General features: G+C 72.1%; 21 protein-coding genes. 18 read left to right on the top strand and 3 right to left on the bottom strand.

Annotation, left to right across the window (positions count from 1 at the left end; all coding sequences use genetic code 11):
• Positions 1 to 16 precede the first annotated feature (16 nt).
• Positions 17 to 1,147 (top strand): tRNA 2-thiouridine(34) synthase MnmA, encoded by a 1,131-nt coding sequence (mnmA, locus tag AC07F0_RS22710; protein WP_478981334.1) that lies wholly within the window; start codon positions 17 to 19, stop codon positions 1,145 to 1,147.
• Between the two features lie 96 nt (positions 1,148 to 1,243).
• On the opposite strand, the gene AC07F0_RS22705 is transcribed toward mnmA, so the two are convergent.
• Both AC07F0_RS22705 and AC07F0_RS22700 read right to left on the bottom strand, forming a co-directional pair.
• Positions 1,244 to 2,026: an alpha/beta fold hydrolase gene (locus AC07F0_RS22705; RefSeq protein ID WP_478981333.1), complete on the bottom strand. Its 783-nt coding sequence runs from the start codon at positions 2,024 to 2,026 to the stop codon at positions 1,244 to 1,246.
• Positions 2,027 to 2,087: 61 nt separating this feature from the next.
• The gene (locus AC07F0_RS22700; RefSeq protein WP_478981331.1) at positions 2,088 to 2,411 is read right to left on the bottom strand and encodes a DUF427 domain-containing protein; all 324 of its coding nucleotides are present in this window, start codon (positions 2,409 to 2,411) and stop codon (positions 2,088 to 2,090) included.
• Between the two features lie 81 nt (positions 2,412 to 2,492).
• Between AC07F0_RS22700 and AC07F0_RS22695 the strand changes: the two genes are divergently transcribed.
• From AC07F0_RS22695 to gatB, 10 genes are all read left to right on the top strand, one after another.
• On the top strand, positions 2,493 to 3,296 hold the full coding sequence (locus tag AC07F0_RS22695) for a class I SAM-dependent methyltransferase (RefSeq protein ID WP_478981329.1): 804 nt from the start codon (positions 2,493 to 2,495) through the stop codon (positions 3,294 to 3,296).
• Entirely contained in the window at positions 3,293 to 3,832 is a 540-nt protein-coding gene (locus AC07F0_RS22690) for an LOG family protein (protein WP_436730297.1), read from the top strand. Before AC07F0_RS22695 ends, AC07F0_RS22690 begins: the two co-directional genes overlap by 4 nt.
• Before the next feature lie 41 nt (positions 3,833 to 3,873).
• Positions 3,874 to 4,572 (top strand): SDR family oxidoreductase, encoded by a 699-nt coding sequence (locus tag AC07F0_RS22685; protein ID WP_478981327.1) that lies wholly within the window; start codon positions 3,874 to 3,876, stop codon positions 4,570 to 4,572.
• A gap of 29 nt (positions 4,573 to 4,601) precedes the next feature.
• Positions 4,602 to 5,609 carry a methionine synthase gene (locus AC07F0_RS22680; RefSeq protein ID WP_478981325.1) on the top strand — a complete coding sequence of 336 codons (1,008 nt, stop codon included), beginning with the start codon at positions 4,602 to 4,604 and terminating at the stop codon, positions 5,607 to 5,609.
• A gap of 15 nt (positions 5,610 to 5,624) precedes the next feature.
• Positions 5,625 to 7,820, top strand: a complete 2,196-nt coding sequence (gene ligA, locus AC07F0_RS22675; protein WP_478981323.1) for an NAD-dependent DNA ligase LigA — start codon at positions 5,625 to 5,627, stop codon at positions 7,818 to 7,820.
• 256 nt (positions 7,821 to 8,076) lie between these two features.
• Positions 8,077 to 10,374, top strand: a complete 2,298-nt coding sequence (locus tag AC07F0_RS22670) for a putative bifunctional diguanylate cyclase/phosphodiesterase (protein WP_478981321.1) — start codon at positions 8,077 to 8,079, stop codon at positions 10,372 to 10,374.
• A 322-nt stretch (positions 10,375 to 10,696) separates the two neighbouring features.
• The gene (gene gatC / locus AC07F0_RS22665) at positions 10,697 to 10,993 is read left to right on the top strand and encodes an Asp-tRNA(Asn)/Glu-tRNA(Gln) amidotransferase subunit GatC (protein ID WP_004925108.1); all 297 of its coding nucleotides are present in this window, start codon (positions 10,697 to 10,699) and stop codon (positions 10,991 to 10,993) included.
• A gap of 6 nt (positions 10,994 to 10,999) precedes the next feature.
• Positions 11,000 to 12,499: an Asp-tRNA(Asn)/Glu-tRNA(Gln) amidotransferase subunit GatA gene (gene gatA, locus AC07F0_RS22660; RefSeq protein ID WP_478981319.1), complete on the top strand. Its 1,500-nt coding sequence runs from the start codon at positions 11,000 to 11,002 to the stop codon at positions 12,497 to 12,499.
• Complete coding sequence (locus tag AC07F0_RS22655; RefSeq protein ID WP_010041822.1) at positions 12,496 to 12,735, top strand: hypothetical protein; 240 nt, start codon at positions 12,496 to 12,498, stop codon at positions 12,733 to 12,735. Before gatA ends, AC07F0_RS22655 begins: the two co-directional genes overlap by 4 nt.
• 15 nt (positions 12,736 to 12,750) lie before the next feature.
• Positions 12,751 to 14,265: an Asp-tRNA(Asn)/Glu-tRNA(Gln) amidotransferase subunit GatB gene (gene gatB, locus AC07F0_RS22650; protein ID WP_478981317.1), complete on the top strand. Its 1,515-nt coding sequence runs from the start codon at positions 12,751 to 12,753 to the stop codon at positions 14,263 to 14,265.
• A gap of 63 nt (positions 14,266 to 14,328) precedes the next feature.
• Here gatB and AC07F0_RS22645 read toward each other — a convergent pair whose 3' ends face one another.
• Positions 14,329 to 15,132, bottom strand: coding sequence for a methyltransferase domain-containing protein (locus AC07F0_RS22645; protein ID WP_478981315.1), 804 nt, complete (start codon positions 15,130 to 15,132; stop codon positions 14,329 to 14,331).
• A 444-nt stretch (positions 15,133 to 15,576) separates the two neighbouring features.
• On the opposite strand from AC07F0_RS22645, the gene AC07F0_RS22640 reads away from it, so the two are divergent.
• The 7 genes from AC07F0_RS22640 to AC07F0_RS22610 all read left to right on the top strand — a co-directional run bounded on the left by AC07F0_RS22640 (position 15,577) and on the right by AC07F0_RS22610 (position 23,417).
• A complete protein-coding gene (locus AC07F0_RS22640; RefSeq protein WP_478981428.1) occupies positions 15,577 to 15,846 on the top strand; it encodes a hypothetical protein in 270 nt (89 codons plus the stop codon).
• Positions 15,847 to 16,003: 157 nt separating this feature from the next.
• Positions 16,004 to 18,250 (top strand): MMPL family transporter, encoded by a 2,247-nt coding sequence (locus AC07F0_RS22635; protein ID WP_478981313.1) that lies wholly within the window; start codon positions 16,004 to 16,006, stop codon positions 18,248 to 18,250.
• Entirely contained in the window at positions 18,228 to 18,803 is a 576-nt protein-coding gene (locus AC07F0_RS22630) for a GNAT family N-acetyltransferase (protein ID WP_478981311.1), read from the top strand. The genes AC07F0_RS22635 and AC07F0_RS22630 overlap by 23 nt, the downstream gene beginning before the upstream one ends.
• Before the next feature lie 35 nt (positions 18,804 to 18,838).
• Entirely contained in the window at positions 18,839 to 19,369 is a 531-nt protein-coding gene (locus AC07F0_RS22625) for a hypothetical protein (protein WP_478981309.1), read from the top strand.
• A gap of 213 nt (positions 19,370 to 19,582) precedes the next feature.
• Positions 19,583 to 19,780, top strand: a complete 198-nt coding sequence (locus tag AC07F0_RS22620) for a hypothetical protein (protein WP_478981307.1) — start codon at positions 19,583 to 19,585, stop codon at positions 19,778 to 19,780.
• A gap of 305 nt (positions 19,781 to 20,085) precedes the next feature.
• Positions 20,086 to 23,169 (top strand): helix-turn-helix transcriptional regulator, encoded by a 3,084-nt coding sequence (locus AC07F0_RS22615; protein ID WP_478981305.1) that lies wholly within the window; start codon positions 20,086 to 20,088, stop codon positions 23,167 to 23,169.
• Between the two features lie 50 nt (positions 23,170 to 23,219).
• Positions 23,220 to 23,417: a DUF6191 domain-containing protein gene (locus tag AC07F0_RS22610; RefSeq protein WP_478981303.1), complete on the top strand. Its 198-nt coding sequence runs from the start codon at positions 23,220 to 23,222 to the stop codon at positions 23,415 to 23,417.
• Positions 23,418 to 23,424: the final 7 nt, after the last annotated feature.

The raw sequence follows: 23,424 nt of genomic DNA, 5'->3' as shown, positions 1-23,424 counted from the left end.
TTACCCTGGAAGGGTTATGACTCACACCCCGCAGCGCTCCCGTCCCCTCCGCGTCCTGGCCGCCATGTCCGGCGGAGTCGACTCCGCCGTCGCCGCCGCCCGCGCGGCCGAGGCGGGCCACGACGTGACCGGCGTCCACCTCGCGCTCTCCGCCAACCCCCAATCCTTCCGGACGGGCGCGCGGGGCTGCTGCACCATCGAGGACTCGCGCGACGCCCGCCGCGCCGCGGACGTCATCGGCATCCCTTTTTACGTCTGGGACCTCGCCGACCGTTTCCGCGAGGACGTCGTCGAGGACTTCGTCGCCGAGTACGAGGCCGGCCGCACCCCCAACCCCTGTCTGCGCTGCAACGAGAAGATCAAGTTCGCGGCGCTGCTCGACAAGGCGCTGGCACTGGGCTTCGACGCGGTCTGCACGGGCCACTACGCCAAGGTGATCGAGCACGAGGACGGCACCCGCGAACTGCACCGCGCCTCCGACATGGCCAAGGACCAGTCGTACGTGCTCGGCGTCCTGGACGACAAGCAGCTCGCCCACGCGATGTTCCCGCTCGGCGACACGGTCACCACCAAGGACGAGATCCGCGCGGAGGCCGAGCGCAGGGGTCTGGCGGTGGCCAAGAAGCCCGACTCGCACGACATCTGCTTCATCGCCGACGGCGACACCCAGGGCTTCCTCGCGAACCGGCTCGGCCGCTCCGAGGGCGACATCGTCGACGAGTCCGGCAACCGGCTCGGCACGCACGAGGGCGCGTACGGCTTCACCATCGGCCAGCGCAAGGGCCTGCGGATCGGCACCCCGGCGCCCGACGGCAAGCCGCGCTATGTCCTCGACATCTCCCCGGTCACCAACACGGTCACGGTCGGCCCGGCCGACGCGCTGGACGTCAGCGCCCTGACCGCGATCAAGCCGCGCTGGTGCGGCGTCGCCCCCACCGGCCCGGGCACCTACACGGCCCAGCTCCGCGCCCACGGCGGTGAGACGGAGGTCACCGCCGAGCTGGTCGACGGGCACCTGGAGGTGTCCTTCGCGGAGCCGGTCCGCGGCGTGGCCCCCGGCCAGGCGATCGTCCTGTACGACGGCACGCGCGTGGTGGGCTCGGCGACGATCGCGTCGACCAGGCGGGCGACGGCGGGCGTGGCCTGACCCTGCGGGCGTCGGCGGGCGTGGCCTGACCCTGCGGGCGACGGGGGCAGGCCGGCTCCACGCGCGCGTGCCCCCGTGCCTCGCATCCCCGCGTGCTCAGCCCCGCGAGAAGAACTCCATCAGCACCGGCGCCATCACATTCGGCTCCACCATGTGCGTCTGGCCCTGGAGCGTCCGGTACGACCCGTCGGGGACGCAGTCCGCGATCGCCCGGGCCGCCTCGCGCAGCCAGCCGGGGCTCGCGTCGCCCGCCACCGCCAGGACGGGGACGCCGACCGACGCCAGCCGGTCCCGGGGGACCCGCCCGTCGCGCATCACGGCGTCGTCGTAGGCGAGGCTCGGGGCGATCGCCTCCATGGCGGCCCACATGGGGGACTGACGGGCGCCTTGGATCACCCCCTCGGCGAGGCCGGTCAGCCGCAGGAACAGTTCCACCGCGTCCCCGCGCCGCCCCTCACCGAGCGCCTCCGTCAGCCGCCGGGTGTACTCCGCGCGCTCCTCGGCACCCTCCTGCGACATCGCGAACGGCGTCTCGTACACCGCGACCCGCCGCACCGGCAGACCGCTCGCCGCCGCCTCCAGCGCCAGCGCCCCGCCCGACGAGATGCCGTACAGGAACGCCTCGCCGCCCACCGCCTCGATCACCGCCGCCAGGTCCTCGACCTCACGCTCCACGGCGTACGGCGCCGTGTCCCCGCTGGCACCGCGGCCCCTGCGGTCGTACACGACGGCCTGGAAACGCTCGGACAGCGACACGGCGAGCGGCGCCAGGGTGCCGCCCGTCGACATCGCGCCGCTCACCAGGACGACCGAGGGGCCCCGGCCGGTGCTCTCGTACGCGATGCGTGTGCCGTCACGCGAAAGGATCCTCTTGTCCATGTCAGTGCAGACTGCCGCACGGCGCGGTGTTCATGGGTGAGGCGGGCCGTGCGTCAGCCGATCACAACACTTCCACTTCGTAGAAGCACAGGTGGTTCTTGATCTCGGCGACGTCCGGCTTCGGATCCGGATACGCCCAGACGAGGTCCGCGGCGTCCGGCAGCGACCAGTAGGAGGCGGTGCCCTTGAACGGGCAGTACGTGCGCGTGCCGGAGGGGGTCAGCAGATCGAGGCGTACGTCCTCGGCCGGGATGTAATAGCGGTCGGGACAGCCCGTCTCGCGCAGGACCAGCGGCCGGTCGCTCTCGGCCAGGACCTGACCGGCGTGCGCCACGCGCACGGGCCGGTCGCTCCGCTCGACGGTGATGCGATGCCCGGTGGTCACGATCGCCCTCCTTGGGTAGCCGACTCCCCGGATACAGCGCACGCTGTAGCGGAGTTCTTCCCTCGCCGCAGGAGGCCACCCATGCGAGCCACGGAACGGGCCCGAAACCGCAGCGCCCTGGTCCACCAGGTCCGGTACGCCCTGCGCCACCCGGAGCGCGTGCCCGCGCACGCCCGGCGCGCCGTGCGGGACGCCTGGCTGCGGCTGCGCTACCGCGACCACATCGCGTACTACCGCGCGGTGATGGCCTCCGACGCGGCGCGCAGCGCGGAGGCGGCGGTGGGGCACAATCCCTCGCGCGAGGCGTGGACGCGGATCGGGCGTATGCAGTTCGACTACCTCATGGGGCACGGCCTCCAGCCGCACCACCGCATGCTGGAGATCGGCTGCGGCAACCTGCGCGCCGGCCGCCTGTTCATCGACCACCTCGACGCCGGGCACTATTACGGCATCGACATCTCGCCCCACATCCTGCTCGCCGCCCAGGACACCCTCGTGGCCGAGGGCCTCCAGTCCAAACTGCCCTACCTGGCGCTCGCCGACGACCTCACCTTCGCCTTCCTGCCCGACGCGCACTTCGACGTCGTGCACGCGCACAGCGTCTTCTCGCACTCACCGCTGCACGTCATCGAGGAGTGCTTCGCCCACGTCGGCCGGATCCTCGCGCCCGGCGGGTTCTTCGACTTCACCTTCGACCGCACCGAGGGCGAGGAGCACCAGGTGCTGCACGAGGACTTCTACTACCGGACGGCGACGCTGACCGCACTCGCCGCCAAGTACGCTCTGGACGCCCGGTTCATGGACGACTGGGAACAACTCCCGCACCGGCAGTCCAAGATGCGGATCACCGCGACGGCGGACCGGGCCCGTACGGTGGGCTCATGAACATCTGTGTCTTCCTCTCCGCCGCCGACCTCGACGAGCGCTACACCCGTCCCGCACGGGAGTTCGCCAAGCTGCTGGGCAAGGGTGGCCACACCCTCGTGTGGGGCGGCTCCGACGTCGGCCTGATGAAGGTGGTCGCCGACGGCGTGCAGGAAGCGGGCGGCCGGCTCGTCGGGGTATCCGTGCAGTTCCTCTCGGCCAAGGCCCGCACCGGCGTCGACGAGATGGTCGTCGCCCGTGACCTCGCCGAGCGCAAGAAGCTGCTCCTGGAGAAGGCCGACGCCGTGGTGATCATGGTCGGCGGCACCGGCACCCTGGACGAGGCGACGGAGATCCTGGAGCTGAAGAAGCACGGCCACACGGACAAGCCCGTGGTCCTGCTCAACACCGCGGGCTTCTACGACGGCCTGAAGGAGCAGTTCCGCCGCATGGAGGACGAAGGCTTCCTGCCCCGCCCGCTCACCGACCTGGTGTTCTTCGCGGAGGAGCCGGTGGGGGCGCTGGCGTACCTGGAGGAGAGCCGGGGCGTGGCGTGACGCCGGGCCGGCGCCCCGTGTGACCCTCGCGTGATGCGAGCATGGCGGACATGGCTACTCATGTGATCACCGGAGCCGGTTCCGGCATCGGCGCGGCCGTGGCCCGCCGTCTGCACGCGCGCGGGGACGACCTCGTGCTGCACGCGCGCGACGCGGGCCGCGCGAAGGAGCTGGCGGCCGCGTTCCCCGGGGCGAGGACCCTGGTCGGCGACCTGGCCGACCCCGACAAGCTCTCCTGGGCCTTCTCCCACCAGTCGCTGCCGGACCGCGTGGACTCGCTGCTGCACATCGCCGGGGTCGTCGACCTCGGCCCGGTCGGGGAGCTCACCCCGAAGACCTGGCGCCACCAGCTCAACGTCAACCTCGTCGCCCCGGCCGAGCTGACCCGCCACTTCCTGCCCCAGCTGCGCGCCGCCCGGGGCCACGTGGTCTTCGTCAACTCCGGAGCCGGCCTGAACGCCCACGCCGGCTGGTCCGCGTACGCCGCCTCCAAGCACGGTCTGAAGGCCCTCGCCGACTCCCTGCGCCACGAGGAGCACACGGCCGGCGTCCGCGTCACCTCCGTCTACCCCGGCCGCACGGCCAGCCCCATGCAGGCCAAGGTCCACCAGCAGGAGGGCAAGGAGTACGACGCGTCGAAGTGGATCGACCCCGAGTCGGTCGCCACGACGATCCTGATGGCCCTGGACCTGCCGAGGGACGCCGAGGTCAACGACCTGACGGTGCGACCGGGGAAGTGACCGGCCGGGCCGCTGCGTAGGCTGCTGCGGTGAGCGAAAACAGCCAGTTCAGGTTCGGTGGCGCCACGGGTGTCGGCTCCCTGCCCGGGGGCGACGCCCGGGAGGCCGTCAAAACGGCCACCGGAACCTTCGAGGACTTTCCCTTCCTGCCCGAACTGCCCGCCCGCGGACCCGGCGCGGACATGATCGGGCGGACCGCCGGCCTGCTCGTCGAGCTGTACGCGCGCGTGGAGCCCAGCGGCTGGCGGCTCGGCGACCGCCCGGGGCGGGACACCAAACGGGCCCGTTCCTGGCTCGGCGAGGACCTCGACGCGCTGGAGGAATTCACGCAGGGGTACGCGGGACCGCTGAAGGTGCAGGCCGTGGGCCCCTGGACCCTCGCCGCCCACCTGGAGATGCGCAACGGCGAGGCCGCCCTCTCCGACCCCGGCGCCTGCCGCGACCTCGCCGCCTCCCTCGCCGAAGGACTCCGTCAGCACCTCGCCGAGGTGCGGCGGCGGGTCCCCGGCGCACAGCTCGTCCTCCAGCTCGACGAGCCGTCCCTCACCGCCGTCCTGCGCGGCCAGGTGAAGACCGCCAGCGGCTACCGCACCCACCGGGCCGCCGACCGGCAGGTCGTCGAGCAGACGCTGCGCGACCTCGTCGGGGTGCACACCGAGGGGCCGGTCGTCGTCCACTCCTGCGCCCCGGACGTCCCGTTCGCGTTGCTGCGCCGGGCGGGCGCGGCGGCCGTCTCCTTCGACTTCTCCCTGCTCACCGAGCGTGACGACGATGTGATCGGGGAGGCGGTGGAGGGCGGTACCCGGCTCTTCGCCGGTGTCGTCCCGGCCGCGGAGGGCCCATTGTCAGACCCTGCCGGTAGCGTCATGGGTGTCAGGACGCTGTGGCGCAGGCTGGGGCTGTCACCGGCGCTTCTCGCGGAGACGGTCACGGTCACACCGGCGTGCGGACTCGCGGGAGTCTCCCCGGGGTACGCGCGTACGGCCCTCGCCCACTGCGCCCGGGCGGCGAGATCCCTCGCGGACGACCCAGAGTAACGGGAGGACGACACGGTGGCCGGCGACAAGCAAGCGGAGACGACGACGGTGCCCGCCGAGGCACGGGAGAAGCACGCGCGCCTCGCGGAGCAGATCGAGGAGCACCGCTTCCGCTACTACGTGAAGGACGCTCCCGTCGTCAGCGACGCGGAGTTCGACCAGCTGCTGCGTTCCCTGGAGGCGCTGGAGGAGGAGTTCCCGGAGCTGCGCACCCCGGACTCGCCGACCCAGAAGGTCGCCGGTTCGTACGAGACGGAGTTCACGGCGGTCGAGCACCGCCAGCGCATGCTCTCCCTCGACAACACCTTCAACGACGAGGAGCTCGCCGCCTGGTCGGAGCGCATCGCCAGAGAACTGGGCGAGCAGGACTACCACTTCCTGTGCGAGCTCAAGGTCGACGGCCTCGCCGTGAACCTCACCTACGAGCACGGCCGTCTCACCCGCGCGGCGACCCGCGGCGACGGCCGCACGGGCGAGGACATCACCCCGAACGTCCGGACGATCGCGGAGATCCCCGAGCGCCTCAAGGGCGACTCCGTCCCCGACCTCGTGGAGATCCGCGGCGAGGTCTACTTCCCGATGGAGAAGTTCCAGGAGCTCAACGCCCGTCTGGTCGAGGCCGGTGACAAGCCCTTCGCCAACCCGCGCAACGCGGCGGCCGGTTCCCTGCGCCAGAAGGACCCGCGCGTCACGGCCACCCGCCCGCTGCACATGGTGGTCCACGGCATCGGCGCCCTGGAGGGCTTCACCGGCCTGACCCGCCTCTCCCAGGCCTACGACCTGCTCAAGACCTGGGGTCTGCCCACCTCCCGGCACAACAAGGTCGTCGACGGCCTCGACGGCGTACGGGAGTTCATCGCGTACTTCGGCGAGAACCGCCACTCCGTGGAGCACGAGATCGACGGCGTGGTCGTCAAGCTCGACGAGATCCCCCTCCAGGGCCGCCTCGGCTCCACCTCGCGCGCCCCGCGCTGGGCGATCGCCTACAAGTACGCGCCGGAGGAGGTCAACACCAAGCTCGTCGACATCCGCGTGGGCGTGGGCCGCACGGGCCGGGTCACGCCCTACGCCCAGGTCGAGCCGGTCACGGTCGCGGGCTCCGAGGTCGAGTTCGCCACGCTGCACAACCAGGACGTGGTCAAGGCCAAGGGCGTCCTCATCGGTGACACGGTGGTGCTGCGCAAGGCCGGTGACGTCATCCCGGAGATCCTCGGCCCCGTCGCCGACCTGCGCGACGGCAGCGAGCGCGAGTTCGTGATGCCGGCCGAGTGCCCCGAGTGCGGTACGGCGCTCAGGCCGATGAAGGAGGGCGACGTCGACCTGCGCTGCCCGAACGCCCGCACCTGCCCGGCCCAGTTGCGTGAGCGCCTGTTCTACCTCGCGGGCCGCAAGGCCCTGGACATCGAGCACTTCGGCTACGTCGCCGCCGCCGCGCTCACCAAGCCGCTGGAGCCCGAAGACCCACCGCTGGTGGACGAGGGCGACCTGTTCGACCTCACCGTCGAACAGCTGCTGCCCATCAAGGCGTACGTCCTCGACCCGGACAGCGGCCTGCCCAAGCGCGACCCGAAGAGCGGCGAGGAGAAGGTCGCCACGATCTTCGCCAACCAGGAGGGGCAGCCCCGCAAGAACGCGCTCGCCATGCTGGAGAACATCGCGGCGGCCAAGCAGCGCCCGCTCGCCCGCGTCATCACCAGCCTGTCGATCCGCCATGTCGGACCGGTCGCCGCCGAGGCACTGGCCCGCGAGTTCCGCTCGATCGAGCGCATCGACCAAGCCACGGAGGAGGAGCTGGCGGTCACCGAGGGCGTCGGCCCGACCATCGCAGCCTCCCTCAAGCAGTGGTTCGCCGAGGACTGGCACCGCGAGATCATCCGAAAGTGGAAGGCCGCCGGCGTCCGCATGGAGGAGGAGAGCACCGGCGAGGACGAAGGTCCGCGCCCGCTCGAAGGGCTCACGGTCGTCGTCACGGGCACGCTCGAACACTTCACACGGGACGGTGCCAAGGAGGCGTTGCAGAGCCGCGGAGCGAAGGTGACCGGCTCGGTTTCGAAGAAGACGTCATTCGTCGTTGTGGGTGACAACCCTGGATCGAAATACGACAAGGCGATGCAGCTGAAGGTCCCGGTCCTGAAGGAGGACGGTTTCAGGGTCCTGCTGGACCAAGGACCGGACGCGGCGGCCGAAGTCGCTCTTTCGGCCGAGGAGTAGCGGTTGAAGGCCACCCGTTCGGCGCATACCAGATGCATACGGGTGGCCGGGGCGCATTCGGGCAACCGTCGGCGACCGCTGCCCGTGGAAGCCTTCTGCGGCCTACTGTTGAGATGTGCGCCTGCCGTGCCCAGCTGCGGTCGGGGCATCTTCGTGTTCGCGGAGCACGGGGAAGGTTTTCCAGCGCGGGCCGCCCAAGGGTTGTCGGGCACCGGGCCGCGGGGCGTGGGCACCGCCGGCTGTGAGAGGGACGGGAATGGAACCGACCGAGAGCGCCGTGCCGGGCTCACGGCTGCGCCTGCGCCGCATGGCGGTCGTATGGCGGGCAGTCCGTGGGGCGGGTCGGCCGGCGGGGCGTCCGGGCACGGAAGTGCGCGCCGTCGGACAGTACACCCCGGACGGGCGCACCGCCGGGGGGCGCGCCGCGGCGGACGGCCGCGGCGCCGCACAGCAGGGCACCGAGCACACATCCGGCCTGACCGGCGCTGACGCGGACCCCGAACGGCACCCGTCCTGGCCCGCGCTGCCCGCGGCGGTCGTCGCGGCGGCCGGGTTCGTCCTGGGGGCCGGCTTCTACCGCGCCTTCACCGGCGGCCACGCGCTCTTCCCGTCCGGCACGGCCGGCTGGGCGCTGGCCGTGCTGACCGGCATCATCGTCGGCCACCTCGTCATGCTGGGCCGCTCCCGCTGGTGGGGCGGCACCGGCTCGGGCGCCGCCCTCACGCTCGCCGTGCTGCTGCTGTACGGCTGGCTGCCGGCCGGCATGGTCAGCCTCACGGTCGTCGTGCTGGTCGGCATAGCCCGCCGCAACCGCTGGCGCCAGGGCATCCTGCACGGGGCGGTCGACCTCCTCGGCATCGGCGCCGGCGCCCTGGTGCTGGGCGTCTTCGGATCCGTACCGTCCGTCGAGTCCCCCTCGGATCCGGACAGCTGGACGCTCTACACCGCACCCGAGGTGGTCCTGGTGGCCGTCTCCTACCTGGCGGTCACCCGCGTCCTGCTGTGGTACCTGCACGCCCCGCGCCCCGGCCTGCCCACCGTCGCCCGCACCGCCCTGGTCAGACAGGGCCTCGTCGCGGTCGCGCTGCTGGGCATCGCGCCGCTGGTCTGCGTGGTGGCCATGGCCAAGCCGATCCTGCTGCCGCTGTTCTCCATCCCCCTCATCGCCCTGGACTCCACGCTCTGGATAGCCCGGGCCCGGGCCGAGGAGCAGCTGCGCGACCCGCTGACCGGGCTGCCCAACCGCCAGTGGCTGCTGGAGCGCATCTGGACCGCGCTGGACGACGCCGAGCGGATCGACGCGCGCGCCGCCCTGATGCTGATCGACCTCGACCGTTTCCGGTCCGTCAACGACACGCTCGGTCATCTGGCCGGTGACCGGCTGCTCCTCCAGATCGCCGACCGGCTGCGGGCGGCGCTGCCGCGCGGGGCGGAGGCCGCGCGGCTCGGCGGGGACGAGTTCGCCGTCTTACTGCCCGTCGCCGACTCCACGACGTCCGCGACCCGGGTCGCCCGCAACCTGGTCGCCGCGCTCAGCTCCCCGCTCGACCTCGACGGCCTCACCCTCGTCCTGGAGGCCAGCGCCGGGGTCGCCGTCTTCCCCGACCACGCCCTGGACGCCGAGGGGCTGCTGCGGCGGGCGGACGTGGCGATGTACCAGGCGAAGCGGGACCGCACGGGCGTGGAGGTCTACGAGTCCAAGCGCGACTCGAACACCCCGGACCGGCTCGGTCTGCTGGGAGATCTCCGCAGGGCGCTGGACGCCCACGAGGTCGAGCTGCACTACCAGCCCAAGGTCCGCTTCGACGGACAGGTCGCGGGCCTGGAGGCCCTGGTCCGCTGGGTGCACCCCGAGCGGGGCAAGGTGCCGCCGGACGAGTTCATAGCGATCGCCGAGTCCTCGGGCCTGATGCCCCACCTCACCGAGTACGTCCTGGAGACCGCGCTGGGCCAGGTCGCCCGGTGGCGCGCCCAGGGACTGTTCGTCCCGGTCGCGGTCAACGTCTCCCCGCGTGACGTGCACACCCCCGGCTTCGCCGGCTCGGTCGCCGCGCGGCTGGCCCGGCACGGTGTCCCCGCGGGAGCGCTCCAACTGGAGATAACGGAACACGTCCTGCTGGAGGACCCACAGCGCGCCGCCGACACCCTCAACGCGCTGACCGGGCACGGCGTGAAGATGTCCCTGGACGACTTCGGCACGGGCTACTCGTCGCTGGTGCACCTGCGCAAGCTCCCGGTAAGCGAGCTGAAGATCGACCGCTCCTTCGTCGCCCGGCTCGCCGTGGACAACGAGGACGCGGAGATCGTGCGCTGCACGGTCGACCTCGCGCACTCCCTCGGTCTGCTCGTCGTCGCCGAGGGCGTCGAGGACGACGAGACCTGGGAGCGCCTGCGCGACCTCGGCTGCGACGCCGTCCAGGGCTGGCTGGTCGCCGCCGCGATGCCCCCCGAGGAGACCACGGCCTGGCTCCGCGCCCGCGGCTCCCGCGGCTGGCAGCGCCCCCGCGCCGCCCTGCCGGCGGCCACGGCGGACGACTCGGGCCGCATCGCGTGAGACCCCGCTCCGGTCGGGTCCGGCTCCGGTCCTGAACCCACTGTGACGGGTCGGACCGCCGGGGCCGGGCAAACCGTTTCACGGTCACGCCTGCCCGCCCCATAGGATTAGGGCCTGGCGCCACATTCCCGCCTGCCGTGCGACGCCTGGCACGCACGCTCGCCGCGTTGCCGAATCGTCCACGTGGCCCCGCCACGAGGACGCTCCGGCGCCCTGCGATCGCTCGCGCCTCAGGCCGCACGGCCCGCCCTCCGGGCGGACGACGGGAAGGTGACGCCAGGCCCGAGGCCCGAACCACACACTCACCCCAGAGGATCGCTGCATGCCTGGCATCACGCGCGAGGAGGTCGCCCACCTCGCCCGGCTGGCGCGTCTGGAGCTGAAGCCCGAAGAGCTCGACCACTTCGCGGGACAGCTGGACGACATCATCGGCGCGGTGGCCCGCGTCAGCGAGGTCGCCGACCAAGACGTACCGCCGACCTCGCACCCGCTCCCGCTGACCAACGTCATGCGCCCGGACGAGGTCCGTCCCTCGCTCACCCCCGAGCAGGCGCTCTCCGGAGCCCCGGCCCAGGAGCAGCAGCGTTTCAAGGTGCCGCAGATCCTGGGGGAGGAGTAACCCGCCATGACGGACAGCCCCATCATCAAGCTCACGGCCGCCGAGACCGCCGCGAAGATCGCCTCCGGCGAGCTCACGGCCGTCGAGGTCACCGAGGCCCACCTCGCCCGGATCGAGGCCGTCGACGAGAAGGTGCACGCCTTCCTGCACGTCGACCGCGAGGGCGCGCTCGCCCAGGCCCGTGCCGTCGACGAGAAGCGCGCCAGGGGGGAGAAGCTCGGTCCGCTGGCCGGCGTTCCCCTCGCGCTCAAGGACATCTTCACCACCGAGGGGATCCCGACCACCGTCGGTTCGAAGATCCTCGAAGGCTGGATCCCGCCGTACGACGCGACCGTCACGAAGCGGCTCAAGGCCGCCGACGTGGTCATCCTCGGCAAGACCAACATGGACGAGTTCGCCATGGGGTCCTCCACCGAGAACAGCGCCTACGGGCCGACCGGCAACCCCTGGGACCTCACCAAGATCCCCGGCGGCTCCGGCGGCGGTTCCTCCGCCGCGCTCGCCTCCTTCCAGGCCCCGCTCGCCATCGGCACCGACACCGGCGGCTCCATCCGCCAGCCCGCCGCCGTCACGGGCACGGTCGGCGTGAAGCCGACGTACGGCGGCGTGTCGCGGTACGGCATGGTCGCCTTCTCCTCCTCCCTCGACCAGGGCGGCCCCTGCGCCCGCACGGTCCTGGACGCGGCCCTGCTGCACGAGGTGATCGCCGGCCACGACCCGATGGACTCCACCTCGATCGACGCCCCGGTCCCGCCGGTCGTCGAGGCCGCCCGCAACGGCAGCGTCGCCGGGATGCGCGTCGGCGTCGTCAAGCAGTTCCGCGGCGAGGGCTACCAGGCCGGTGTCATCCAGCGGTTCGACGAGTCCGTCGCGCTGCTGAAGGAACTGGGCGCCGAGATCGTCGAGCTGGACTGCCCGTCCTTCGACCTGGCGCTGTCGGCGTACTACCTGATCGCGCCGTCCGAGTGCTCCTCCAACCTCGCCCGCTTCGACGGCCTGCGCTACGGCCTGCGCACCGGCGACGACGGCACGCACTCCGCCGAGGAGGTCACCTCCCTGACCCGCGAGGCCGGCTTCGGCCCCGAGGTCAAGCGCCGCATCATGCTCGGCACGTACGCCCTGTCGAGCGGCTACTACGACGCGTACTACGGCAGCGCCCAGAAGGTCCGCACGCTCATCAAGCAGGACTTCGACAAGGCGTTCGAGCAGGTCGACGTGATCGTCTCCCCGACGACCCCGACCACCGCCTTCCCGATCGGCGAGCGTGCCGACGACCCGATGGCGATGTACCTCGCCGACCTGTGCACCATCCCGACCAACCTGGCGGGCAACGCGGCCATGTCGCTGCCGTGCGGTCTCGCCCCGGAGGACAACCTCCCGGTCGGTCTGCAGATCATCGCCCCGGTCATGAAGGACGACCGTCTTTACAAGGTCGGCGCCGCCGTCGAGGCCGCCTTCGTGGAAAAGTGGGGCCACCCGCTGATCGAGGAGGCACCGTCGCTGTGAGCGCACTGACCAAGGCCAAGGGCTTCAAGAAGTCCAGGTCCGGCACGTACCTGTCCATGGCCGGGACCGCGTTCGGCGCGATCGGCGTCGCCAAGCGGCTGAAGAAGGCCCGAGCCGAGAAGGACACCCTGGTCCTGATCGACGCCACCGTGTCCGCCGTCGCCATCGTCACCGGCCTCGCGATCCTGTACCGCGAGCTGAAGCGGCTGGGCGACGACGACGTCCTGCTGGGCTGAGAGGGAAGTTTCACCGTGACCACCACGACCGACCTGGTGTCGTACGAGGACGCACTCGCGTCGTACGACCCCGTCATGGGCCTCGAGGTCCATGTCGAACTCGGCACCAAGACCAAGATGTTCTGCGGTTGCTCGACCGCCCTCGGCCAGGACGCCAACACGCAGACCTGCCCCGTGTGCCTCGGCCTGCCCGGCGCGCTCCCGGTCGTCAACGCGACCGGCGTCGAGTCCGCGATCAAGATCGGCCTCGCGCTGAACTGCGAGATCGCCGAATGGTGCCGCTTCGCCCGGAAGAACTACTTCTATCCGGATATGCCGAAGAACTTCCAGACCTCCCAGTACGACGAGCCGATCGCCTTCAACGGCTACCTCGACGTACAGCTGGAGGACGGCGAGACCTTCCGCGTGGAGATCGAGCGCGCCCACATGGAGGAGGACACCGGCAAGTCCACGCATGTGGGCGGCGCGACGGGCCGTATCCACGGCGCCTCGCACTCGCTCCTGGACTACAACCGCGCCGGCATCCCGCTGATCGAGATCGTCACCAAGCCGATCGTCGGCGCGGGCGAGCGCGCCCCCGAGGTGGCGAAGGCCTACGTCCGTGAGCTGCGCGAGGTCATCAAGGCGCTCGGCGTCTCCGAGGCCCGGATGGAGATGGGCCAGATGCGCTGTGACGTGAACCTGTCTCTGCGCCCGAACGGCACCGAGAAGTTCGGCACGCGTTCCGAGACGAAGAACGTGAACTCGCTGCGGTCCGTGGAGCGCGCGGCCCGCTTCGAGATCCAGCGGCACGCGGCCGTGCTGAGCAGCGGCGGGACGATCATCCAGGAGACCCGGCACTTCCACGAGGACACGGGGTCGACGACCTCGGGCCGTGTGAAGGAGGAGGCCGAGGACTACCGGTACTTCCCGGAGCCCGACCTCGTCCCGGTGGCCCCGTCCCGCGAGTGGGTCGAGGAGCTGCGGGCCGCGCTGCCCGAGCTGCCGCTGGTCCGCCGCAACCGGCTCCGCGAGGAGTGGGGCGTCTCGGCCACCGACATGCAGGCGATCCTGAACGCCGGTGCGCTGGAGCCCATCGTCGCCACCATCGAGGCCGGGGCCGACGCCGCCTCCGCCCGCAAGTGGTGGATGGGCGAGCTCGCCCGCAGCGCCAACGAGTCGGGCAAGGCGCTCGACGAGCTGGCGATCACGCCGCAGCAGGTGGCCCGGGTCGCCGAGCTCGTCGTGAAGGGCGACCTGAACGACAAGCTGGCCCGTCAGGTCATCGAAGGCGTCCTCGCGGGCGAAGGCACCCCGGACGAGGTCGTCGACAAGCGTGGTCTGAAGGTCGTCTCCGACGAGGGCGCGCTCACCGCCGCCGTCGACGAGGCCATCGCCGGCAACCCGGCCATCGCGGACAAGATCCGCGGCGGCAAGGTGGCGGCGGCCGGCGCGCTGGTCGGCGCGGTCATGAAGGCGACCCGGGGCCAGGCCGACGCGGCCCGCGTGAAGGAGCTGATCCTTCAGAAGCTGGGTGTCGGCGAGGGCTGAGCCCTTCCGCGGACCCGGCAGGGGGGGATGCGCCGAACCCGGCGCATCCCCCCTCTCAGTCACCTACGGGCGACGTCCCACGACCCGGACGAAGCCCAGCGTGCCGCCCTGGTCGAGGCGCAGCATCTCGGCGCACTGGCCGGCCATCCGGATGTGCCACTCGTCCGTGTGCTCCTCGGCCACGACCTCGCACCACCGCAGCCAGTCGCGCCAGCCGTCGTCCAGCCAGTCGGCCGTCTCGACCTCCACGGTCCCGCTGCGGGTCCACTGGCGCCGCCACCAAGCGGCCGAGTGGAAGCACCAGAAATCCGGCTCCCAGTACGGCTTGAGGTGCTCCGGCGGCTCGACGCCGTCGATCTCCTCGCGCAGCGCCGGCACGACGACGCCGATCCGCCCGCCGGGCTTCAGCAGCCGGGTCAGCCGGGCCAGATACAGGTCGTTGGTGCCGAAGTACTGGTACGCGTCGACGGAGACGATCGCGTCGAAGCTGCCCTCGCCGAACGGCAGGTCGTGCGCCTCGGCGAACACGGGCAGAACGCGATCGGCCACGCCCGCCTCGGCGATACGCGCCGCGTTCTCGTCGGGCTTGATCCACAGGTCTGCGGCGACGACCTGGACGTCGTACTCCTTCGCGAGGAATACGGACGTCATGGCGCGTCCGCAGCCCAGGTCGAGCACGCGCGCGCCGGGGCGCAGCTGCTCCAGGCCCAGCGCCGGGGCCAGCCACTCCAGCAGCCACAGCGCGTGCGGGCCCATCTGGTTCTCGATGGTCCAGCGGACGTCGTAGGCGTTGCTGCGGGGGTAGCGGGGGTGGGTCAGACGGTCAGTGAGGTGGTCGCTCGAGGTCCTGGAAGTGATGTCGGACATCGGTGAACGGGCTCCTTGAGTCCATGGAAGAGAACAGGGATGCGTCGGAGCTCGGTCGGACCGTCAAACAATGCACCTGCTTCAGCCGGGCGGCGGGTGCCGCGGGCATTCCTCGGACCCGCGGACGCTAACAGCCGGCCCGTCGGCCCCGCACCCGGTTTTCCCGCCCGACGCGCTACCGTCTCGGCCATGAGTGGACGCGCTGATTCCGACACCGATCCTGAGATAACGGGCCCGGAGGCAGCCGCCGCGCAGGACACCGGGCCCGATGCCGCACGGGCCGAGCCTGGTGACGAGCGGGGAGAGCCGGACGACGAGCTGGACGACGCCGAGGATCGGGACGACGAGCTGGACGACGCCGAGGAGCTGGACGACGCCGAGGATCGGGACGACGAGCTGGACGACGCCGAGGAGTCGGACGACGCCGAGGATCGGGACGACGAGCTGGACGACGCCGATGATCCGGTGGAGGGCGCGCGGCGGGCCCGCTGGACGGCGGCGGGTACGGGCGCCGCGCTGACCCTGGCGGGGCTGGCCGCGGCCCTGCTCCGCCTCACCCGTTCCGCATCGGGACTCGTCCCGGCGGCGTACGCCGGCGGCGCGGCCGTCTGCGCGGGCGCCGCCGTGCTGGGCGCCCGGGGACGCACCCGGCGGGCGCTGTGGCTGCTGATCGCCGGCGTGATGGTGATGGCGCTGGGGGACCAGTCCGACTGATCCCCCCGCTGTGAATAAGCCCACGAAACCGACAAATGATCTCGTGTGCCTGTAACAGTGGCTTTGCCATTGCTCATGCGTTCTTTGCGGGCTGTTCAGTTCATGGACGACTGCCCCCGGTCAAAGATCCAAAAAAGTCACCCTGGGAGCACGTTTCGTGGCAGCCCTCGCACGCTGGTGTGTCCGACGCCGTCTGGTCACCGTTCTGCTGTGGCTCCTCGCCTTCGCGGGGATGGCCGCGGGCGCCGCCGTCGCCGGCTCCGCGTACTCGAACGACTACCAGGTCCCCGGCACCGAGTCGGGGCGCGCCACCCAGCTGCTGCACGAGGGCTTCCCGCGGCTCGGCGGCGACAGTGACACCGTCGTCTGGCACACCACGTCCGGCAGCGTCCGCGCCGCCGACGTCGAGCAGACGATGACCCGCGCCCTGGAACGCGTCGGGAACCTCCCCGGCGTGGCCTCCGTGACCAGCCCCTACGACGGGCCGGGCGCGGGACGCGTCAGTGCGGACGGCCGTACGGCGTACGCCACGGTCACCTTCGACGAGCAGGCGCAGGACGTCAGCCGGTCCGAGGCGCAGGCCGTCGTCGACACCGCGAAGAGCGCGGAGACCGACGGGCTCCAGGTGGAGCTGGGCGGCGGCGCCGTCGCGCTCACCGAGTCCTCCGGCGGGCACCTCGCCGAGGTCGTCGGCGTGGTCGTCGCCGCGGTCGTGCTGTTCCTCGCCTTCGGCTCGCTCGCCGCCTCACTGCTGCCCATCGCCACCGCCCTGGTCGGCGTCGGCACCGCGTATGCCGGGATCGTGCTGCTCGGTCACGCCATGACCGTCGCCGACTTCGCCCCCATGCTCGGCATGCTGATCGGGCTCGGCGTCGGCATCGACTACGCACTGTTCATCGTCACCAGACACCGGCGCGGGCTGAAACGCGGGCTGTCCGTCACCGAGGCGGCCACCAACGCCGTCGCGACCACGGGACGGGCCGTCGTCTTCGCGGGTGCCACCGTTTGCATCGCCCTGCTGGGCATGCTGATCCTGCGGCTGAGCTTCCTCAACGGCGTGGCACTCGCCGCCAGTCTGACCGTGATCCTCACCGTCGCGGCCTCCGTGACGCTGCTGCCCGCCCTGCTGTCCCTCATCGGCATACGGGCGCTCAGCCGCCGCGAGCGCCGCCGCCTGGCGGAGCACGGGCCCGAGCCCGAGCTGCCCACCGGCTTCGCCGCCCGCTGGTCGGCGTTCGTGGAGCGCCACCCCAAGGTGCTCGGGGCGGTCGCCCTGGTGGTCATGGCCGTCCTCGCGCTGCCCACGTTCTCACTGCACCTGGGCACCTCCGACCAGGGAAATGACCCGAAGGCCTCCACCACGCGCCAGGCCTACGACCTCCTCGCCGACGGCTTCGGCCCCGGCGTCAACGGCCCGCTCACCCTCGTCACGAAGGTCGACGGGGCCGACGACAAGCTCGCCCTGGGCAACCTCGACGCCACGCTCCGGACCACCGAGGGCGTCGCCTCGGTGACGCCGGTGACGTTCGACTCCGGCGGTCACACCGCGTACCTGAGCGTCGTCCCGGAGTCCTCGCCGCAGTCGAAGCAGACCAGCGACCTCGTCGACCGGCTGCGCGACGAGGTGCTGCCCCGGGCCGAGGCGGGCACCTCGCTCGACACGCAGGTCGGCGGCATGACGGCCGGCTACGACGACTTCGCCGACGTCATCGTCTCCAAGCTGCCGGTCTTCGTCGGGGTCGTGATCGGCCTGGGCTGTCTGCTGCTCCTGCTCGCCTTCCGCTCGATCGGCATACCGCTGAAGGCGGCCGCGATGAACGTCGCCGCCGTGGCCTCGGCCTTCGGGGTGGTCGTCGCGATGTTCCAGTGGGGCTGGGGCAGCGAACTGCTCGGCCTCGGCAGCGCGGGGCCCATAGAGCCCTTCCTGCCCGTGATCATGGTGTCGGTGCTCTTCGGCCTGTCCATGGACTACCAGGTCTTCCTGGTGAGCCGGATGTACGAGGAGTGGCTGGAGACCGGCGACAACCGGCGTGCCGTGCGGGTCGGCCTCGCCGAGACCAGCCGGGTGATCAACTCGGCGGCGGTCATCATGATCTCCGTCTTCCTCGCCTTCGTCCTCAGCGGCGACCGCGTGATCGCCATGTTCGGCATCGCCCTGGCCGCCGCCGTCGCCCTGGACGCCTTCGTGCTGCGCACGCTCCTCGTCCCCGCCCTGATGCACCTGCTCGGCGGCGCCAACTGGTGGCTGCCGCGCTGGATGGACAAGCGCCTGCCGCGGATCAGCATCGAACCGCCCGAGTGCCGTGCCGCGCATGAGAGGCTGGCCGCCGCGACGGACGCCGAGGTGGCGGACGTCCTGGCCGAGGAGGAGCGGCAGCGGGATGTACGCGATATCCCTGGGTGACGACGGTGCCGAACTGCGGCCCCTGGAACCCTGGCACGCCGAGGAGTTCTTCGCGCACCTGGAGCGGGGCAGGGACTTCATCGGGCGGTTCATCGGCTTCGGGTCACAGGAGACGGACGTGGAGTCCGCGCGGGTCATGCTCCAGCGGTACGCCGACATGCGCGCCGCCGACACCCGCTCGCTGCACGGACTGTGGCTGAACGGCAAGCTCGTGGGCGGCGTGCTGTTCCTGAACTTCGACGCCGCGAGCGGCAACTGCGAGGTCGGCTGCTGGCTGGAGCCCGCCGGGATCGGGCGCGGACTGGTCACCCGGGCGATGCGCGTCCTGATCGACTGGGCCGTCGAAGAGCGTGGCATCCACCGGATCGAGTGGGTCGCCGCCTCGGGCAACCAGCCGAGCCTGAACGTGGCCCGGCGCCTCGGCATGACCCGCGACGGTGTACGGCGCGAGGCCCACCCCTATGGTGGCGTACGGCACGATCTCGAAGTCTGGTCGGTGCTGGCGCCCGAGTGGCGCGCCGCACGCGCGCGTGCCGCTCACGACGATCATTAAGAGACTTCTCAGACAGCGACCCTACGGTGCGACACATGGCAACGAACGCAGTGGACGAGACCGAGGCCACCGAGGCCACGACCGACGAGAAGGCGGTGGACACCACCAAGTCCGACGAGGTGACCCGGACCGAGGCCCCGGCCGAGACCGCCGAGACCAAGGAGGAGGGCCCCTCCGGCGTCGGCCAGGGCGCTGCCGCCGTGGTCTCCGCCGCGCTGGGCGTCGTCTCGCTCACCGGCAGCTGGATCGGCACGGTGGCTGCCGCACGGCAGAACCTCGTCGGCCAGCTGGAGACGGCGCAGAACGCGGGCGTGGCCAAGCAGATCCAGGCGGTCTACGGCGACGCCTGGCAGACCACGGCCCTGTGGGGCGGCCTGTTCGCCGTGACGGCACTGATCGTCGGCGTCGTCGTACTGGCCCGGCCGGCGTTCGGCACCCCCGGCAGGATCCAGGCCCCCTGGATCAAGTCGGTCGCCTGGGCGGGTGTCGCGCTCGGCGTGATCGGCCTGTTCCTGGCCGTCCTGAAGTACACCGGCATCCTGCTCGGACTGCCGTCGGCGGGCTGAGTCACCGCAGGTCCTGAGGGGTCTTAGGGAATCCGTGAGCACCTTACGGAGTCCCTGAGGCCCCTCAGCCGTGTCTAAGGCCCCGCAGGCCCCCGAAGATGCGGAACTCTCCCGATGTGGCGGCCGGGCCTGGGAGACGAAGGTGGAGGCATCGCAGAAGAGGCACCGCGGAAAGCGAAGCCCCTTCACCCGGCCTCTCACCAAGGACACGCCATGTACGAGTACGAGTTCCAGCAGCTGCGCGCCGCCGACCTCATCCGCCGCGCCGACCACGAGCGCCAGGTCCGCGAGGCCGCCCGGGCCCGCCGCGCCGCCCGCCGCGCCGCCCGCCGCGAAGCGGCGGAAGGCTCCCCCGAGCACGAGAGCCATACCCGCCGCTTCCGCCGGCCACGCTCCGCCCGCGCCGCGTGAACACAGGGGCGGCACCGGCCGCCTCCGTGATCGCCCGGGCGGAGGAGGCGGCTGATGCGGCGGCGCTCCGGGCGGGGCCGGCGGCTGGTCCCGGGGGTGTCCGGGCGGGGGCGGCGGCTGGTCCCGGGGGTGTCCGGGCGGGGGCGGCGGCCGGTCCCGGGGTCGTCCGGGCGGGGGCGGCGGCCGGTCCCGGGGTCGTCCGGGCGGGGGTGACAGCCGGCCCCCAGGGCGTCCAGGCGGAGGCGACAGCCGGAACCGGGGCCCGGCGTGGCAAAACCGGTCCCCTGCTGTCGGAGCTCCATGCGATGCTCGGGTCCGTGGAGACCAGGTCCGTCAGCCCCGTGTTCGTCGGCCGGGACGCCGAGTTGGGCTTGCTCGACGAGGTGCTCGGCGGTGCCGCCGCGGGCGACCCCCAGGCGTTGCTCATCGGCGGCGAGGCCGGAGTCGGCAAGACCCGGCTCGTCGAGGAGTTCGCCGCCGCGGCCCGCGGACGCGGCGCGGTCGTCGCGCTCGGCGGCTGCGTCGAGATCGGCGCCGACGGGCTGCCGTTCGCGCCGTTCTCCACCGCCCTGCGCGCCCTGCGCCGCGAGCTGCCCGGGCAGTTCGCCGCCGCGGCCGCCGGGCAGGAGGAGGAACTGGCCCGGCTGCTCCCCGAGATCGGCACGGCCGCAGCACGCGAGGCGGCCCGGCACGACGAGGACGGCATGGCCCGCCTCTTCGAACTCACCGCACGCCTGCTGGAGCGCGTCACGGCCGAGCACACCGTCGTCCTGGCCCTGGAGGACCTGCACTGGGCCGACGCCTCCACCCGGCACCTGCTCTCCTACCTCTTCCGCACCCTGCGCACCGGCCGCCTCGTCGTCCTCGCCACCTACCGCTCCGACGACATCCACCGCCGCCACCCGCTCAGGCCCCTGCTCGCCGAACTCGACCGCCTCCGTACCATCCGCCGCATCGAACTCGCCCGCTTCAACCGCGAGGAGGTGTGCCGCCAGGTCGCCGGGATCCTCGCCCAGGAACCCGACCCGGACCAGATCGACGCGATCTTCGAACGCTCCGACGGCAACGCCTTCTTCGTCGAGGAACTCGCCGTCGCAGCCCACGAGGGCTGCCGCACGGGCCTGACCGACTCCCTGCGCGACCTGCTGCTCGTCCGGGTGGAGGGGCTGCCCGAGACCGCCCAGCAGGTCGCCCGGATCGTCGCCGAGGGCGGCTCCACCGTCGAGTACCGGCTGCTGGCCGCCGTCGCCCGGCTCGCCGAGGACGATCTCATCGAGGCGCTGCGGGCCGCCGTGAACGCCAGCATCCTCACCCCCGCGCCCGGCGGCGACGGCTACCGCTTCCGCCACTCCCTGGTCCGCGAGGCCGTCAGCGACGACCTGCTCCCCGGCGAGCGCTCCCGCCTCAACCGCCGCTACGCCGAAGCCCTGGAAGCCGACCCGACCCTCGTCCCGGCCGACCAGCACGCGACGCGCCTGGCCAGCTACTGGTACTACGCCCACGACGCGGCCAAGGCCCTGCCCGCAGTCCTCGACGCCGCCGTCGAGGCCCGCCACCGCCACGCCTACGCCGAGCAACTTCGGCTGCTGGAACGGGCGATGGAACTGTGGGACACCGCCCCCGAAGCCGTACGCCGGACCCTGCGCCCCGTCGACTACGCCGAGGTCTATCCGGCCTGCGGCGGTCCGCAGGCCACCGCGCTGAGCCACCTCGACCTGCTGGCCGAGGCGGCCGTCGCCGGACGGCTCTGCGGGGAGCGCGAGAGCGCCCTGAAGATCACCAAGCGGGCGCTGCGCCAGCTGGACGAGGAGGACGACCCCCTGCGCGCCGCCTGGTTCTGGATCCAGCGCTCCCGGCTGGTGCAGCGGCTCGCCCGCGGCGACGGCTGGAAGGAGATCGCCACCGCGCAGGACCTGGTCCGCGGCCTGCCGCCGTCCGAGGTGCACGCCGAGGTGCTCGCCACGGTCGCCCACTGGTCGATGCTCCGCCAGCCGGGCCCGCAGGCCCTGACGGCCGCCGAGCGTGCGGTGGAGTACGCGCGCATGGTGGGCGCCGACGACATCGAGTCCAACGCCCGGCTCACCCTCGGAGCACTCATGATCGACGCCGGGCAGATCGAGGCCGGGCTGGCCCACATGTACCAGGTCAAGGACGAGGTCGAGGCCCGGGGGCTCGCGGTGGTCGTGGGCCGCAGCCATGTGAACCTGCCCTCCGCCCTGGAGGGCATCGGGCGCTCCGAGGAGTCCGTGGACGTCCTGCACGAGGGCCTGCGCCTCACCGGCAGGATGGGCCTGCGGGAGGCCGAGGGCTGGGTCTGGGGCAACCTCGCCGAGTCGCTCATCTCCCTCGGCCGCTGGGACGAGGCGGCCGAGGCGGCCGTCAACGCCCAGCGGCGCGGGCAGACGGCCGCGCCGTACGGCTCGGGCGCCAACAGCCTGGCGTTCCTCGCGCTCGCCCGCGGCCGGGTGCCCGAGGCGGCTCACCATCTCGCCGAGAGCCGCGCCTCCTACGGCCCGCACGACCCCATGCCGCAGCACGACCTCCCGATCGCCTGCCTCACCCTCCAGCTCGCCGTCGCCGAGGGCCGCCTGGCCGACGCCCGCGCCGAACTGGCCCGCACCCTGAAGTCCGGTTTCCCGCCGGGCACCCAGCGCTACGCCTGGCCCCTGCTGCTCGAAGCCGCCATGGCCGAGGCCGACGCCCGTGCACTGCCCACCGCGCGGGACGGCCGCGAGGAGACCCTGGAGAGCATCTTCGAAGCCGTCAGACGCCTCACCACGAACGCCCCCGTCTGGCTCGCCCACGAGAAGTGGGTCCGCGCCGAACTCCACCGCGCCGGACTCCACCGCGCCGCCGTCCACGGCGCCGGGAGCCGGAACGCCCCGGAGATCTGGTCGGAGGTGGTCACCGCCTTCGAACCCCTGGAGCGGCCCTACGACCTCGCCCGCGTCCGGTACCGCCTGGCCGCGTCGCTGCTGACGGGCGGCGGCGAGGCCGACGAGCGCGACCGGGCCACGGAACTGCTCCGCCTGGTCCACGCCGTCGCCCGCCACCTCGGGGCCCGGCCGCTCGCCGACGCCGCCACCGCGCTCGCCCGGCGCGCCCGGCTTCCGCTGACGCCCGCCGCGGAACCGGCCCCGGCTCCCGCGGACCCTGCCAAGGCCCTCGGCCTGACCAGTAGGGAACGGGACGTGCTGCGCCTGGTCGCCGCCGGTCACACCAACCGACGGATAGCCGAGGAACTGTTCATCTCCCCGAAGACCGCGAGCGTCCACGTCTCCAACATCCTGGCGAAGCTCGGCGTCTCCGGCCGCGGCGAGGCGGCGGCGGTGGCGCACCGGCTGGGGCTGTTCCCGGCCGAATCCGTCATGCCCGGCGCCCCAGGCTGAGGCATACGCTGTAAAGGACATCGGGGGGTGGCGCGGCCCAGGGAGGCTCCGTGTTCAACATGTTCGAGGAACTGTTCGCACCCGGTCGCAAACACACCCGAGACGAACAGAACCGCCTGGAGCTGACCCGACAGGACACCGGGGACGCCGATCCCGGACGCGGGCCGATAGACCTGTCGTCCGGGAAGGTCGTCGTACGCCCGCCGCAGGAGCCGGAGGACGACGACTGCGCAGGCTCCGAGGACTGACGCGAGG

Source organism: Streptomyces sp. NPDC045955, assembly GCF_056430805.1.
This window is presented reverse-complemented; position numbering and strand designations above follow the sequence as displayed.